The 14,945-nt window shown below is 76.8% G+C and carries 12 protein-coding genes; 9 read left to right on the forward strand and 3 right to left on the reverse strand.

Annotation, left to right across the window (positions count from 1 at the left end; translation table 11 throughout):
* Nucleotides 1–11: 11 nt before the first annotated feature.
* The 4 genes from CHB98_RS02820 to CHB98_RS02835 all read left to right on the forward strand — a co-directional run bounded on the left by CHB98_RS02820 (nucleotide 12) and on the right by CHB98_RS02835 (nucleotide 4,844).
* Entirely contained in the window at nucleotides 12–1,400 is a 1,389-nt protein-coding gene (locus CHB98_RS02820) for an MFS transporter (protein WP_245820878.1), read from the forward strand.
* On the forward strand, nucleotides 1,397–2,614 hold the full coding sequence (locus tag CHB98_RS02825) for a cysteine desulfurase family protein (protein WP_089304053.1): 1,218 nt from the start codon (nucleotides 1,397–1,399) through the stop codon (nucleotides 2,612–2,614). Before CHB98_RS02820 ends, CHB98_RS02825 begins: the two co-directional genes overlap by 4 nt.
* Nucleotides 2,611–3,687, forward strand: a complete 1,077-nt coding sequence (gene mnmA, locus CHB98_RS02830; protein WP_179224094.1) for a tRNA 2-thiouridine(34) synthase MnmA — start codon at nucleotides 2,611–2,613, stop codon at nucleotides 3,685–3,687. Before CHB98_RS02825 ends, mnmA begins: the two co-directional genes overlap by 4 nt.
* Nucleotides 3,688–3,776: 89 nt before the next feature.
* Nucleotides 3,777–4,844: a methionine synthase gene (locus CHB98_RS02835; RefSeq protein WP_245820879.1), complete on the forward strand. Its 1,068-nt coding sequence runs from the start codon at nucleotides 3,777–3,779 to the stop codon at nucleotides 4,842–4,844.
* 21 nt (nucleotides 4,845–4,865) lie between these two features.
* Here CHB98_RS02835 and CHB98_RS02840 read toward each other — a convergent pair whose 3' ends face one another.
* Nucleotides 4,866–6,899, reverse strand: coding sequence for a cation:proton antiporter domain-containing protein (locus CHB98_RS02840; protein ID WP_089304054.1), 2,034 nt, complete (start codon nucleotides 6,897–6,899; stop codon nucleotides 4,866–4,868).
* Nucleotides 6,900–7,056: 157 nt separating this feature from the next.
* Between CHB98_RS02840 and ligA the strand changes: the two genes are divergently transcribed.
* The gene (ligA, locus tag CHB98_RS02845; protein ID WP_089304055.1) at nucleotides 7,057–9,267 is read left to right on the forward strand and encodes an NAD-dependent DNA ligase LigA; all 2,211 of its coding nucleotides are present in this window, start codon (nucleotides 7,057–7,059) and stop codon (nucleotides 9,265–9,267) included.
* 85 nt (nucleotides 9,268–9,352) lie between these two features.
* Here the strand turns inward: ligA and CHB98_RS02850 are convergent, their stop codons facing one another.
* A complete protein-coding gene (locus CHB98_RS02850) occupies nucleotides 9,353–10,033 on the reverse strand; it encodes an ACT domain-containing protein (protein ID WP_089304056.1) in 681 nt (226 codons plus the stop codon).
* 156 nt (nucleotides 10,034–10,189) lie between these two features.
* Between CHB98_RS02850 and gatC the strand changes: the two genes are divergently transcribed.
* The 4 genes from gatC to gatB are packed head-to-tail and all read left to right on the forward strand — an operon-like array spanning nucleotide 10,190 to nucleotide 13,702.
* On the forward strand, nucleotides 10,190–10,513 hold the full coding sequence (gene gatC / locus CHB98_RS02855; RefSeq protein WP_089304057.1) for an Asp-tRNA(Asn)/Glu-tRNA(Gln) amidotransferase subunit GatC: 324 nt from the start codon (nucleotides 10,190–10,192) through the stop codon (nucleotides 10,511–10,513).
* The gene (gene gatA / locus CHB98_RS02860; RefSeq protein WP_089304058.1) at nucleotides 10,510–12,030 is read left to right on the forward strand and encodes an Asp-tRNA(Asn)/Glu-tRNA(Gln) amidotransferase subunit GatA; all 1,521 of its coding nucleotides are present in this window, start codon (nucleotides 10,510–10,512) and stop codon (nucleotides 12,028–12,030) included. The genes gatC and gatA overlap by 4 nt, the downstream gene beginning before the upstream one ends.
* On the forward strand, nucleotides 12,027–12,206 hold the full coding sequence (locus tag CHB98_RS02865) for an LPXTG cell wall anchor domain-containing protein (RefSeq protein WP_089304059.1): 180 nt from the start codon (nucleotides 12,027–12,029) through the stop codon (nucleotides 12,204–12,206). The genes gatA and CHB98_RS02865 overlap by 4 nt, the downstream gene beginning before the upstream one ends.
* Nucleotides 12,203–13,702 carry an Asp-tRNA(Asn)/Glu-tRNA(Gln) amidotransferase subunit GatB gene (gene gatB, locus CHB98_RS02870; RefSeq protein WP_089304060.1) on the forward strand — a complete coding sequence of 500 codons (1,500 nt, stop codon included), beginning with the start codon at nucleotides 12,203–12,205 and terminating at the stop codon, nucleotides 13,700–13,702. Before CHB98_RS02865 ends, gatB begins: the two co-directional genes overlap by 4 nt.
* 77 nt (nucleotides 13,703–13,779) lie before the next feature.
* Here the strand turns inward: gatB and CHB98_RS02875 are convergent, their stop codons facing one another.
* Nucleotides 13,780–14,940 (reverse strand): PQQ-dependent sugar dehydrogenase, encoded by a 1,161-nt coding sequence (locus CHB98_RS02875; protein WP_089304061.1) that lies wholly within the window; start codon nucleotides 14,938–14,940, stop codon nucleotides 13,780–13,782.
* Nucleotides 14,941–14,945: the final 5 nt, after the last annotated feature.

Below are 14,945 nucleotides of genomic sequence, written 5' to 3' on the forward strand. Positions count from 1 at the left end.
GGGAGGTGGACGTGGCCGGCGACAGCGGGGTCTGGGACCGGTCCCACCGCCGGACGACGGCCGGGCTGCTCACCCTCGTCACGCTGATCGCCTTCGAGGCCATGGCGGTCGGGACGGCGATGCCCACGGCGGTGACCGAGCTCGACGGGCTGGCCTGGTACGCGTGGCCGTTCAGCGCCTTCCTCGTCGCCTCCGTCGTCGGCATGGTGCTCGGCGGGCAGGCCGGCGACCGCAGGGGCGCCTGGCCGGCCCTCCCGCTGGCGGTCGGCACGTTCGCCGCCGGGCTGCTGGTGTCCGGCGTGGCCGGGCACATGGCCGTCCTCGTCGCCGGTCGCGCGGTGCAGGGCCTGGGCGCCGGGGTCATGGTCACCCTGCTCTACGTCATCGCCGGGCACGCCTACCCGGCCGGCCTGCGGCCGCGGCTGTTCGGGGCCATCTCCGCCGCGTGGGTGCTGCCGGCGCTGGTCGGTCCGGTGGTCGCCGGGCTGGTCACCTCGCACGCCTCCTGGCGGCTGGTGTTCCTCGGCCTGCTGCCCCTGGTGGCCGTCGGCCTGCTGCTGGTGGTGCCGGTCAGCCGGCTCGGCCCGCCGGGAGCCGGGCAGGAGCCGGCGCGGCGCGGCGCCGTCGGCTGGGCGGTGCTCGCCGGCCTGGGCATCGGGCTGCTGCAGTACGCCGGGCAGCGGCTGGACGGCGCCGGCCTGGCCCTCGCCGTCGCCGGGGCGGGCGCCCTGGCCGCCGGCCTGCGCCGGCTGCTGCCGGCCGGCACCGTCCGGGCCCGCCGCGGTCTGCCCGCCGTCATCGCCTCGCGCGGGCTGCTGGCCGGTGCCTTCTTCGGCGTGGACGCCCTGCTGCCGCTCACCCTCACCGCGGTGCACGGCCACGGCCCGACCGCGGCGGGGCTGCCCCTGACCGCCGGCGCGATCGGCTGGGCCGCCGCCTCCCAGCTGCAGGGCCGGCGGCCCGGCGTCCCGCGGGAGAGGGTGCTGCGGGCCGGCTTCGTGCTGCTGGCCGTGGGGCTGGCCGGGACCGCGCTGGCCGCCGTCCCGGCCCTCGGCGGCTGGCCCGCCTACCTCACCTGGGCGGTCGCCGGGCTCGGCATGGGCCTGGGCATGCCCAGCGTCGGCGTGCTGCTGCTCGACCAGTCGCCCGGGCACGAGCGCGGCGCCAACTCCGCGGCGCTGCAGGTCTCCGACGTCACCGCCTCGGCGCTGTGCGTCGGCCTGGCCGGCGTCCTCCTGGCGGCCGCCGGCGCCGGGGCGCTGTCCCTGCCCGCCGCGGTGCTCGGCTCGGTCGCCGCGCTGACCGTGCTGGCCCTGGCCGGCATCGGCGTGGCCGGGCGGACGGCCGCCCCGGTGCGGGGGAGGGCCCCGGCGGACGCGACTACATTGGCCACGTCATGAGTTCCTCCGAGGCCGCCTACCTGGACCACGCGGCGACCACACCCCTGCTGCCCGCGGTGCTGGCCGCGATGGCCGGGCAGCTCGGCCGGGTCGGCAACGCCTCGTCGCTGCACGCCAGCGGCCGGGCCGCGCGGCGGGTCGCCGAGCAGTCCCGCGAGCGGCTGGCCGAGGCGCTGGGTGCCCGGCCGTCGGAGGTGCTGTTCACCGGCGGCGGCACGGAGAGCGACAACCTCGCCGTCAAGGGCCTGTTCTGGGCCCGCCGGGACGCCGACCCCCGCCGCCGGCGCATCGTGGTCAGCCCCGCCGAGCACCACGCCGTCCTGGACAGCGTCGAGTGGCTGGCGGCGCACGACGGCGCCGAGGTCACCTGGCTGCCCGTCGAGCCCACCGGCCGGGTCACCCCCCGGGCGCTGCGGGCCGCGCTGGGCACCGGCGAGGACGTCGCCCTGGCCAGCGTCATGTGGGCCAACAACGAGATCGGCACGGTCAGCGACCTGGCGGCGCTGGCCGGGGTGGCGCACGCCGTCGGCGTCCCGCTGCACACCGACGCCGTCCAGGCCGTGGGTCAGGTGCCGGTCGACTTCGCCGCCAGCGGCGTGGACGCGCTGACCATGACCGCGCACAAGCTCGGCGGGCCCATGGGCGCCGGCGTGCTGCTGCTGCGCCGCGACGTCGCCTGCACCCCGCTGCTGCACGGCGGCGGCCAGGAGCGCGACGTGCGCTCGGGCACCCTGGACGTCGCCGCCATCGTCGGGCTGCAGGTGGCCACCACCACCGCCGTCGCCGATCGCGAGGACCGCGCCGACCGGCTGGCCGCGCTGCGTGACCGGCTGGTGGCCGGCGTGGTGGCGCAGGTCCCCGACGTCCAGCTCAACGGCGCCCCCCTGGACGACCTGCTCGACGGGACGGTCGAGGGTGGGCCGGGGCGGCTGCCCGGCAACGCGCACCTGTCCTTCCCCGGGGCGGAGGGCGACGCGCTGCTCATGCTGCTCGACGCCCGCGGGGTGGAGTGCTCGACCGGCTCGGCGTGCAGCGCCGGCGTCGCCCGGCCCAGCCACGTGCTGCTGGCCACCGGCGCCGACCCGGACCGCGCCCGCAGCTCGCTGCGGTTCAGCCTGGGGCACACCTCGACCGACGCCGACGTGGACGCCCTGCTCGCGGTGATCGGGCCGGTGGTGGAGCGCGCCCGCCGGGCGGGGATGGGCCGGCGGTGAGGCTGCTCGCCGCGATGAGCGGCGGAGTGGACTCCGCGGTCGCCGCCGCCCTGGCCGTGGACGCCGGGCACGAGGTCACCGGCGTGCACCTGGCGCTCTCGCCGGACCGGCAGACCCTGCGCAGCGGCGCCCGCGGCTGCTGCAGCGTCGAGGACGCGCACGACGCCCGCCGGGTCGCCGACGAGCTGGGCATCCCGTTCTACGTCTGGGACCTCGCCGAGCGGTTCGCCGAGGACGTCGTCGAGGACTTCGTCGCCGAGTACGCCGCCGGGCGCACCCCCAACCCGTGCCTGCGCTGCAACGAGCGGATCAAGTTCTCCGCCGTGCTGGACCGGGCGCGGGCCCTCGGCTTCGACGCGGTCGTCACCGGCCACCACGCCCGGCTGGCCGGCGGCGAGCTGCGGCGGTCGGTCGACGCGGCCAAGGACCAGTCCTACGTGCTCGCCGTGCTGACCGCCGACCAGCTGGCCGGGGCGGTGTTCCCGCTGGGGTCGATGACCAAGCGGCGGGTGCGCGAGGTCGCCGCCGAGCGGGGGTTCGCCGTGGCCGCCAAGGCCGACTCGCACGACATCTGCTTCATCCCCGACGGCGACACGCGCGGCTTCCTCACCCGGCGGCTCGGCGCCCGGCCCGGCCCGGTCGTCGACGCCGCCACCGGCGCCGTGGTGGGGGAGCACGCCGGCGCCCACGGGTTCACGGTGGGCCAGCGCCGCGGGCTGGGGGTCGCCGCCGGGGACTCCCGGCCGCGCTACGTCCTGGGCATCGAGCCGGTGACCCGCACGGTGACCATCGGCACCGCCGACCTCGCCGGGGTGGGGGAGGTCCGCACCGACCCGCCCACCTGGACCGGGCCGGCAGCCGCGCTGCCGCTGCGCGCCGAGGTGCAGCTGCGCGCGCACGGCACCCCGGTGCCGTGCACGGTCACCGCCGGGGACGGCGGCGGGCTTCGGCTGCTGCTCGACTCCCCGCAGCGCGGCGTCGCGCCGGGCCAGTCAGCGGTGCTGTACGCCCCCGACGCCGAGCGCGGCGACCGGGTGCTCGGGCAGGCCGCGGTCGCCTCGACCGCCTGGTGAAGGACCCTCCTGCCCCCCGCCGCTCGCACGCTCGCGCCGGGACCCTGCAGCAGGGCCGCCATGCCGGGCACCGGACTACCGTTCCCGCCGTGGCCCCGCTGCACCCCGCCTCGCCCGCCGACCCCGACCTGCCCGCCGACCTCGCCGGCGCCGGGACCGCCTCCGGTGCGGAGCCGGCGGCGACGCCGTGGGGCCCGGCCACCGGCGTCGGCTCGCTGCCCGGTGCGGACCCGGCCGAGGCGCTGCGCGTGGTCACCGGCGAGCTGCCCGGCTTCGCCCACCTGCCCGAGCTGCCCGGCCGCGGCCCCGGGGCGGACCTGGTCGGCCGCAGCGCGGCGCTGCTGGTCGACCTCGCCGTCGAGCTGACCCCGGCCGGCTGGCGGCTGGTCCCGCGGCCGGGGCTCGACCAGCGCCGCGCCCGGGAGTTCCTGGACCGCGACCTCGACGCCCTGCACGACGTCGCGGGGACCTACACCGGCCCGTTCAAGGTGCAGGCCGCCGGCCCGTGGACGCTGGCCGCCGGCCTGGAGCGGACCCGCGGCGACCGCGCCGTCGTCGACCCCGGCGCCCGCCGCGACCTGGCCCAGTCGCTGGCCGAGGGGCTGGCCGCGCACGCCGCGGCCGTCGCCGCGCGGGTCCCCGGCGCCCGGGTGGTCGTCCAGCTCGACGAGCCCTCGGTGCCCGCCGTCCTGCTCGGGGCGCTGCCCACGGCCAGCGGGTTCGGGAAGCTGGCCGCCGTCGAGGAGCCGGTGGTGGAGCAGGAGCTCGCCGCCGTCGTCCGCGCGCTGCCGGGGCCGGTGGTGGTGCACTGCTGCGCCCAGCGGGCACCGCTGGACCTGTTCCGCTCGGCCGGGGCCGGCGCGCTGTCCTTCGACCTGGGGCTGGTGCAGGACCTCGACGCGCTCGGGACCGCCGTCGAGGCCGGCACCCACCTGGTCCCGGGCGTCGTCCCGGGCACCGACGCCCCCCTGCCCGCGCCGAAGGCCACCGCGTCGCGGCTGCGGGCGTGGTGGAACGAGCTCGGCTTCCCCGCCGACCGGCTGCACGAGGCGGTCACCCTGACCCCGGCCTGCGGGCTGGCCGGTGCGACCCCCGGGTACGCGCGGGCGGCCATGACGCACGTGCGCGAGGCGGCCCGGTACCTGCTGCCGGACTGACCCCGCCCGGCCCGGGACGGCTCAGCGGGGTTCGAGCGAGCCGGCGCGCGGGGCGTCGTCGGGTTCGGCGACCGTGACGTCGTCGACGAAGCAGTGGGCCCAGGTCTCGCCCGGTTCCCCCGAGGTGACCAGCGGGTGGCCGGACTCCCCGGCGTGCGCGCGGGCGTGCCGGCCGGGAGAGGAGTCGCAGCAGCCCACGTGGCCGCAGGTCAGGCAGGTGCGCAGGTGCACCCAGCCGTGCCCGTCGCGCAGGCACTCCACGCACCCCCAGGCCGCCGGCAGCACCGGGCGGGACGCCGACCCGTGGTCGCAGCCGGTGTCGCGCGGCCAGGCGTACCGGACGACGGCGGTGGTGTCGACGACCGTCTCGCCGTCCCCCGGCGTGTGCTTGCGGTGCCCCAGCCGGCCGAGCACCGACACGACCAGCGCGTGGTCGGAGGCGCGGTCGCGGTCGACCACGGCGTCCGCACCCGCCTCGGCCAGCGCGGCGACGTCGGCGTCCCCCCGCGGGCGGACGACGATCGGCGCGCGGGTCAGCGAGCGGGCCACGGACACCACCTGCCGGGCCTCCTCCGGCCGGTCCTCGGCCACGACCACCAGGCGGGTCCGCGGCACGCCGGCGTCCTGGAGCACCCGCACCTTGGTGGGGTCGCCGCGCAGCACGGTGTGCCCGGCCGCGGCCGCCTCCGCGGCACCGTCGGGGTTGAGCGTCGTCATGACCAGCGCGACCCCGCGGGAGCGCAGCGTGTCCGCCAGGTGCAGCGCCGTCGGGCCCCAGCCGAGGATCGCCACGTGATCGGACAGCGGCTCCTCCCCGCGGTCCCCGCCCTCCGGGACCGCCGGGCCGGTGGACGCCCGGCGGTCGATGCCGGCGCCCAGCGCGGCCAGCCACGGGGTGGCCACCATCAGCAGGACCGTCGTCGCCACGAAGGTCTGCGCGCCGTCGTCCCCCAGGCCGAGGGGGGACAGGCCCGCGGCGGTGCCGACGGTGAGCAGCACGAAGGAGAACTCGCCGACCTGGGCCAGCAGCAGTCCCGAGGCCACCGCGGTGCGCACCCGGATGCGCAGCGCCGCGACGGCGGCCGCGGTGGTGACGGTCTTGACCACCAGCACGGCCAGCGCGGCACCGATCACCAGCGCCCAGTTGTCGATCACGAAGCCGACGTCGAGCAGCATGCCGACCGACACGAAGAAGACCGCGCTGAACACGATCTGCAGGGGCAGCACCTCGGCGAAGGCCTGCGAGCTGGCGCGGCTCTCGCTGACCATGAGCCCGGCGAGGAAGGCCCCGAGCGAGACGCTCACCCCGGCCAGGGCGGTCAGGAAGGCGGTGCCGAAGCACACCGCGACCACGGCGAGCAGGAAGACCTCGGGCGAGCAGGTGCGGGCCACGATCTCCAGCACCGGGGGCAGCACCCGCCGGGCCACGACGAGGACGGCGGCGATCACCAGCACCGCGGTGACCGCGGCGCGCAGCAGCGACCCCCCGCCGTCCTCCCCGCCCTCGCTGCCGAGCAGCGGCACGAGCAGCACCATGGCGACGACGGCCAGGTCCTGGGCGATGAGGAGGGCCAGGGCCAGCTGCCCGCGCCGGCCGGACTGCTCGTGACGCTCGCCGAGCAGCTTGAGCACGATCGCGGTCGAGGACAGGGCCAGCAGGAAGCCGGTGAACAGCCCCTCCTGCCAGCTGCCGCCGAAGGCCAGCGTGAGTGCGACGCCCGCCGCCGTCGCCAGCCCGACCTGCAGCACGCCGCCCACCGCGATCCAGGTCCACACCCGGGCCAGCCGCTCCAGGGAGAACTCGATCCCGATGGTGAACAGCAGCAGGATGACGCCGATCTCGGCGGCCGCCTGCACCACCTCCCCGTTCTGCACCACGCCGAGCTGGGCGGGCCCGATGAGCACGCCGGCGGCGAGGAAGCCGACGATGGGCACGATCCGCGCCCGGGCCATCAGGTAGCCGATGACGGCGGCGGTGACCACCAGGCCGGCCGCCGGACCGAGGTAGGCCGGCGGTCCCTCGGCGTCCGCGGCGAGGACGGTCAGTGACTCCATGGCGCCTCCTGCTGGCGGGAGGAGCCGGCCACGCCGGCTCCGCGCGCATGCTCCCCCCGCCGGGCGGTGCCGCGCCACCACGGTCGAGGTCCCGACCGGGCGCCCGGGCGGGTGACGGAGCCGGTCCCGCGTCGTACCGGCCGGTTACCGTTCCGCCGTGACCACCGACGCCGAGCTGGAGGAGCCGCAGGTCGACGCGCCTCAAGTCAGGGCGCCGGCCGACCGGGAGGACCTCACCGAGGTCCCCGACGCGGCCCGCACCCGGCACCGCGACCTCGCCGAGGAGCTGGACCGCTACGCGTTCGCGTACTACGTGCAGGACGCGCCGCTGGTCAGCGACGGGCAGTACGACGAGCTCATGGGGGAGCTCAGGGCGCTCGAGGCCGCCCACCCGGCGCTGGTCACGCCGGACTCGCCGAGCCAGAAGGTCAACGGCGGTTTCACCGCCACCTTCGCACCGGTCCGCCACCTGGAGCGGATGCAGAGCCTGGACAACGCCTTCAGCAGCGACGAGCTGTCGGCCTGGGCCGCGCGGGTGGAGCGGGAGGTCGGCTCGGCGGCGGTGTACCTGTGCGAGCTCAAGGTGGACGGCGTGGCCGTCGACCTGGTCTACGAGCGCGGCCGGCTGGTGCGCGCGGCCACCCGCGGGGACGGCGTCACCGGCGAGGACGTCACCGCCAACGTGCGCACGATGGACGACGTCCCGCAGCAGCTGTCCGGGGAGGACGTCCCGCCGCTCCTGGAGGTGCGCGGGGAGATCCACTTCCCGATCGCCGCCTTCGCCGACGTCAACGCCGGCATGGTCGAGGCCGGGAAGGCGCCGTTCGCCAACCCGCGCAACGCCGCCGCCGGCTCCCTGCGGCAGAAGGACCCGCGGATCACCGCCTCCCGGCCGCTGCGCCTGGTGGTGCACGGCCTCGGCGCCCGCGAGGGGTTCGCGCCCGAGCGGCAGTCCGAGGCCTACACGCGGCTGCGCGAGCTCGGCCTGCCGGTCAGCGACCGGTTCGCCGTGGTGGACGACCTCGAGGGCGTGTGGGGCTACGTCGAGCGGTACCGCGAGCAGCGGCACTCCGTGGAGCACGAGATCGACGGCGTCGTCGTCAAGGTCGACCAGGTGGCGCTGCAGCGCCGGCTGGGCTCCACCTCGCGGGCACCGCGCTGGGCGATCGCGTTCAAGTACCCGCCGGAGGAGGCCACCACCGAGCTGCTCGACATCCGGGTCAACGTCGGGCGCACCGGGCGGGTCACCCCGTTCGCCCACATGGAGCCGGTGAAGGTCGCGGGCTCCACGGTGCAGCTGGCCACGTTGCACAACGCCGGCGAGGTGGCCCGCAAGGGCGTCCTCATCGGCGACACCGTGGTCATCCGGAAGGCCGGCGACGTCATCCCCGAGGTGCTGGGGCCGGTGGTCGCGGCCCGCACCGGCGACGAGCGCCCGTTCGTGATGCCCACGCACTGCCCCGAGTGCGGCACCGAGCTGCGGCACGAGAAGGAGGGCGACGCCGACATCCGCTGCCCCAACGCCCGGTCCTGCCCCGCGCAGCTGCGGGAGCGGGTGTTCCACGTCGCCGGCCGCGGCGCCTTCGACATCGAGGTGCTCGGCTACGAGGCGGCGATCGCGCTGCTGGAGGAGCACCTGCTCGAGGACGAGGGCGACGTCTTCTCCCTCGACGAGGAGGCGCTGTGCCGGACGGCGTTCTTCACCAGGAAGGACGGCGCCCTCTCGGCCAACGGGCGCAAGCTGCTGGCGAACCTGCAGACGCGCAAGGACGTCCCGCTGTGGCGGGTGCTGGTGGCGCTGTCCATCCGGCACGTCGGCCCGACGGCCGCGCAGGCGCTGGCCCGCGACTTCCGCTCGATCGACCGGATCGCCACGGCCTCGGAGGAGGAGCTGGCGGCGGCCGACGGGGTGGGGCCGACCATCGCGCGCTCGGTGCTGGACTGGTTCGCCGTCGACTGGCACCGCGAGGTGGTGGATAAGTGGCGGGCCGCGGGCGTGCGGATGGCCGACGAGGGCGACGCCGCCGGGCCCGGGCCGCTGACCGGCGTCACCGTCGTCGTCACCGGGTCGCTGCGCGACTTCAGCCGCGACCAGGCGATCGCCGCCGTCCAGGAGCGCGGCGGCAAGGTGACCGGGTCGGTGTCGAAGAAGACCGGCTTCGTCGTCGTCGGCGCCGACCCGGGGAGCAAGTACGACAAGGCGGTTCAGGTCAAGGCGCCGGTCCTGGACGACGACGGCTTCCGCGTGCTGCTGGAGGAGGGGCCCGAGGCGGCCCGCGCGGTGGCGACCGTCGGCGACGGCACCGAGCCGGCCCCGGAGCCGGCCGCACCGCCGGCTCCCGACGGCGAGCAGCCGGCGGGGGAGTGAGCCGGCTCAGCCCGACGGTGTGCGCGTGCGCACCGTTCGACGGCGGGGACGGGGGCGTCAGCGCCCACCGTCGGGCCGGGGCGCGTCAGACCGGCGGCAGGTGGGCCACGCTGGCCGCGATGCCGGCGAGGTGCACCAGGCGCAGCAGCTCCGAGCGGCGGAACGCCGGTCCGCCGGAGCGGCCGGTCACCACCGCCGTCCGCGGGCTGCCGAACGGGGTGGCCATCATCTCGATGGCCATCTCCCGCCAGCGCTCGGGCAGCCAGTCCGCCTCGCTGGGCAGCAGCCGCGGGCCGTCCAGCGGCAGCCACGGCAGCGTCATCCCGTCGAAGGACGGCGCGGCGTCGGAGGCGGCCAGCACCTCGCACGGGCCCCCGGCGTCGCCGGAGAGGACGGCCGCCCAGCCGCTGTGGAACACCCGCGGCAGCTCGGCCGCCAGCAGCTTCACCGCGAGGGTCGGCAGGCCGGGCGCCGCCGCGCGGGCGAGGGCCTCCAGCAGCTCCAGCTCCCGGTGGGTGTCCAGCGGGCCGGCGAACGGGCGCAGCGACTCGACCTGCACGCCGGGCACCGCCTGCGCGGCGGTGATCAGGCTGTCCGGCAGCCGGTCGGGCGGCAGGTCCACCACGATGTCGTCCACGGCCACGCCGCCACCGCGCTCGAGCACGTCGACGGAGACGATGTCGATGCCCGCGTCGCCCAGCGCGGTGGCCACGGCGCCGAGGATGCCGGGACGGTCGGGCACGACCAGCCGCAGGAGATGGGACACGGTTCCTCCGTGCTCGAGGTGCGGGCCGATCTCCGTCGATCGCGGGTGGCGACAGCTTCCCCCATGCACGGCCCGGGGTCGAGCGGCCGACCGGCCCGGCGGGCCGTCCACGTACAGTGGCGGGGTTCCGACGACCGAGGAGACCCGCGCCCCAGCATGAGCACACCCTCCCCGCAGGGCACCGCCGGACTCGGGCGTGACGACGTCGCGCACCTGGCCCGGCTGGCCCGGCTCGCGCTGACCGACGAGGAGCTCGACTCCTTCGCGGGGCAGCTGTCCGCGGTGCTGGACGCGGTCGCCGAGGTCGGGAAGGCCGACGTCGCCGACGTCCCGCCGATGACCCACGCGGTGCCGCTGACCAACGTCACCCGCCCGGACGTCGTCACGCCCAGCCTGCCGCGGGACGTCGTCCTGTCGCAGGCGCCCGCGGCGGAGGACGACCGCTTCCGCGTGCCGCAGATCCTGGGGGAGGAGGAGTGACCGCCGACCTCACGACCCTGGACGCCGCCGAGCTCGGCCGACGGCTGGCCGCCGGGGAGGCCGGTTCGGTCGAGCTCACCCGCGCCTACCTGGACCGGATCGCCGAGCAGGACGAGACCCTCGGCGCCTACCTGCACGTCGACGCCGAGGCCGCCCTGGCCCGCGCCGCCGAGGTCGACGCCGCCCGCACCGCCGGCGAGGAGCTCGGCCCGCTGGCCGGCCTGCCGGTGGCACTCAAGGACGTGTTCGTCACCGAGGGCGTGCCCACCACCAGCGGGTCGCGGATCCTCGAGGGCTGGCGGCCGCCGTACGACGCGACCGTCGCCGCCCGGCTCAAGGCGGCCGGCACGGTGCTGCTCGGCAAGACCAACATGGACGAGTTCGCCATGGGCTCCTCCACGGAGAACTCCGCCTACCGCCCGGCCCGCAACCCGTGGGACCCCGACCGCATCCCGGGCGGCTCCTCCGGTGGCTCCTCGGCCGCGGTCGCCGGCGGGCTGGCGCCGTGGGCGCTGGGCACCGACACCGGCGGCTCGATCCGCCAGCCGGCCGCGGTCACCGGCCTGGTGGGGCACAAGCCCACCTACGGCTCGGTGTCCCGGTACGGGCTGATCGCGTTCTCCTCCAGCCTCGACCAGGCCGGCCCGATGGCCCGCACCGTCCGGGACGCCGCGCTGCTGCACGAGGCGATCGGCGGCCACGACCCCCGCGACTCGACCAGCATCGACGCCCCCGTCCCGCTGCTGGTCGGGGCCGCGGAGGAGGGCGCCCGCGGCGAGCTGGCCGGGCTGCGCGTCGGCGTCGTCCGCGAGCTGGGCGGCGACGGGCACACCGACGGCTACGACGCCGGCGTCCTGGACCGGGTGCGCGAGACCGTCGCGCTGCTCGAGGGCATGGGCGCCGACGTCCGCGAGGTGTCCTGCCCGGCGTTCGACCTCGCGCTGCCGGCCTACTACCTGATCGCGCCCAGCGAGGCGTCGTCCAACCTGGCCCGCTTCGAGGGCATGCGCTTCGGCCTGCGGGTGGGCGACGACGGCAGCCGCTCGCTGGAGGAGGTCATGTCGCTGACCCGCGAGCAGGGCTTCGGCCCGGAGGTCAAGCGGCGCATCGTGCTGGGCACCTACGCGCTGTCGGCCGGGTACTACGACGCCTACTACGGGCAGGCGCAGCGGGTCCGCACGCTGATCACCCGCGACTTCACCGCCGCGTTCGCCGACGTCGACGTCCTGGTCAGCCCGACCAGCCCCACGGTGGCCTGGCCGATCGGCGCGCGCGTCGACGACCCGCTGGCCATGTACGCCGCCGACCTGTGCACCCTGCCGGCCAGCCTGGCCGGCCTGCCGGCGATCTCGGTGCCGTGCGGGCTGGCCGAGGGCCTGCCGGTCGGCTTCCAGGTCATGGCGCCGGCGCTGGCCGACGACCGCTGCTACCGGGTCGCCGCCGCGGTCGAGGCCGCGCTGGACGCCGCCCGCGGCACCCGCTTCCTGGACCAGCTCACCGAACGGACGCCGGCGTGAACGGCGCGCTCAAGGCCGCCTGGGCGCTCACCGCGTTCGTCGTCCTCGTGGGGCTGGTCGGCTGGATCGCCACCGGCGAGGTCTTCTTCGCCTTCTTCCTGGTGCTCGGCCTGCTGACCGCCGTCGGCGCCGTGGTGACCGGCCGCTCCGTCCGCAAGGAGAACGACTCCCGATGAGCGACACCCTCGTCGAGTACCACGAGCTCCTCACCCGCTACGAGCCGGTCGTCGGCCTGGAGACCCACGTCGAGCTGGGCACCGCGTCGAAGATGTTCTGCGGCTGCGCGACCACCTTCGGCGCGGAGCCGAACACCCAGACCTGCCCGGTGTGCCTCGGCCTGCCCGGCTCGCTGCCGGTGGTCAACGCGGAGGCGATCGCGGCCACGATCAGGATCGGGCTGGCCCTGGGCTGCCGGATCGCCTCGTGGTGCCGCTTCGCCCGGAAGAACTACTTCTACCCGGACATCCCCAAGGGCTTCCAGACCAGCCAGTACGACGAGCCGCTGTGCACCGCCGGTCACCTCGACGTCGAGGTGGACGGCGAGACGTACCGGGTGGAGATCGAGCGGGTGCACCTGGAGGAGGACACCGGCAAGAACCTGCACGTCGGCGGGTCCACCGGGCGCATCCACGGCGCCTCGCACTCGCTGGTCGACTTCAACCGGGCGGGCATCCCGCTGGTCGAGATCGTCACCCGGCCGATCCCGGGGGCCGGCGCGCGGGCCCCCGAGGTCGCCCGGGCCTACGTCGCCGAGCTGCGCGACATCGTGCAGAGCCTGGGCGCCTCCGACGTCCGGATGGAGCAGGGCAGCCTGCGCTGCGACGTGAACACCTCGCTGGCACCGATCGGCAGCCTGGAGTGGGGCACCCGCACCGAGACCAAGAACGTCAACTCGCTGCGCAGCGTCGAGCGGGCGGTCCGGTACGAGATGCGCCGGCAGGCCGCCGTCCTCGACGCCGGGAGCCGCGTGCGGCAGGAGACCCGGCACTTCCACGAGGACACCGGCAGCACCTCGCCCGGGCGCAGCAAGGAGGAGGCCACCGACTACCGGTACTTCCCCGAGCCGGACCTCGTGCCGGTCGCACCGGACGAGGAGTGGGTGGCCGCCCTGGCCGCCGCGCTGCCGGAGCTGCCCGCCGCCCGCCGCGCCCGGCTGCAGCAGGAGTGGGGGCTGTCCGGCACCGAGATGACCTGGCTGGTCAACGCGGGCGCGCTCGGCCTGGTGGAGGCCACCGTCGCCGCGGGCGCCGGGCCGGCCGACGCCCGCAAGTGGTGGCTCGGCGAGCTCGCCCGGCGGGCCAACGACGCCGGCGTGGAGCTGACCGCGCTGGCCGTGACCCCGGCGCAGGTCGCCGAGCTCGGCCGGCTGGTCGCCGACGGCACGGTCAACGACAAGCTGGCCCGGCAGGTGCTCGACGGGGTGCTGGCCGGCGAGGGCGACCCGGCGCAGGTGGTGCGGGCCCGCGGGCTGGCGGTGATGGGGGAGTCCGACGAGCTGGTCGCCGCGGTCGAGGAGGCCCTCGCCGGCAACCCCGACGTCGTCGCCAAGGTGCAGGCCGGCAAGGTGGCGGCGCTCGGGGCCCTGGTCGGCGCGGTCATGAGGACCACCCGCGGCAAGGCCGACGCCGCGACGGTCAAGCGCATGCTGGAAGAACGTGTCGCCGGGAGCTGATCCCCCGCGGTCACGGCGTCCTGACCACCTCGCCGGCCCGACGACGGTCACGGCGCCATGACCGTCGAGGACTCGTCCTACAACGGGCTGTCGGCGGCCCCGCCGGGCGGGAAGACGCGCAGCACCCGGTCGTCGTCCTCGACCGGGGTGCCGACATCGTCCCGGTTGGACGTGGTGACCCACAGGGCGCCCTCCCCGTCGACGACGACGGTGCGCAGCCGGCCGTAGCGGTCGACGAGGAACTCGCCCGGCTCCTCGGCCAGGGTGCCGGTGCCGTCGAGCAGCACCGTGTGGATGCGGCGGCCGTCCAGCGACCCGAGGAACACGCTGCGCCCGGCGACCGCGCAGCCGCCGAGGCCGCCCTCGGCCGGCGGGAACTCCACGACCGGGCGGGCGCTGTCCGGGTCCGCGGCCGGCCACCCGGCGTCCCCGCCCTCGACGACGGCCTCGAGCGCGTCGGGCCCCTGTGCGGAGTCGTCGGTCGCGAACAGCGTCTCGCCGCCCGGGCACAGCGCCCTCACGTCGGCGTGGCCGGAGCTGTACACCGGGCCGGCCCCCACCGGGCGGCCGAAGACGTCGACGTGCAGCACCTTGCCGGCCAGCGAGGCGGGGTCCTGGGCCAGCGCGGGGTCGGCGGTGTCCCCGGTGCCGACGAACAGCGTGCCGTCGGGGGCGAACGCCAGCCCGCCGCCGTTGTGCGTCTCGCCGCGCGGGATGCCGGTGAGCACCGGGTTGGGGGTGCCGCCCATCGGGAAGCGGACCACCCGGTTGTCGGTGGCCGTGGACACGTAGGCGTAGAAGAGCCCGTCCTCGGGGAACGTCGGCGACAGCGCCAGGCCCAGCAGCCCGCCGTCCCCGGCGGTGTCGACGCCGGGCAGCGTCATGAGCTCGCGGGCGGGGGAGCGGTCGGGGAAGACCTGCAGCAGCCGGCCGGTCTCCCGCTCGCCGACGACCGCGCTGCCGTCGGGCAGCACGACCAGGCCGGTGGGCACGGCCAGCCCGGAGGCGACCACGTTCGGGTCACCGGCCTCCTCGTCGGACTCCGGGTCGGCCGGGTCGCCGGGGCCGGGCACCGACGGTGACTCCGTGGGCGGGCCGACCTGCGGCGGCGGGCCCTCCGGCTGCGGGCGGAACGGGCCGGCCGGCTCGTAGCCGTCGCTGCCGCAGCCGGCCAGGACGGCGGCCAGGACGGCGGCCCCGGCCAGGCGCCGTCCCCGTCGCGCGCGCAGCCGGCTCACCCCTC

This window comes from Geodermatophilus pulveris (genome assembly GCF_900188375.1).
Lineage (GTDB): Bacteria > Actinomycetota > Actinomycetes > Mycobacteriales > Geodermatophilaceae > Geodermatophilus > Geodermatophilus pulveris.

Coding starts and splice junctions, on each gene's coding strand:
- CHB98_RS02825 (WP_089304053.1), top strand. CDS start 1,397: ATGAGTTCCTCCGAGGCCGCCTACCTGGACCACGCGGCGACCACACCC.
- CHB98_RS02840 (WP_089304054.1), bottom strand. CDS start 6,899: ATGGAGTCACTGACCGTCCTCGCCGCGGACGCCGAGGGACCGCCGGCC.
- gatC (WP_089304057.1), top strand. CDS start 10,190: ATGAGCACACCCTCCCCGCAGGGCACCGCCGGACTCGGGCGTGACGAC.
- gatB (WP_089304060.1), top strand. CDS start 12,203: ATGAGCGACACCCTCGTCGAGTACCACGAGCTCCTCACCCGCTACGAG.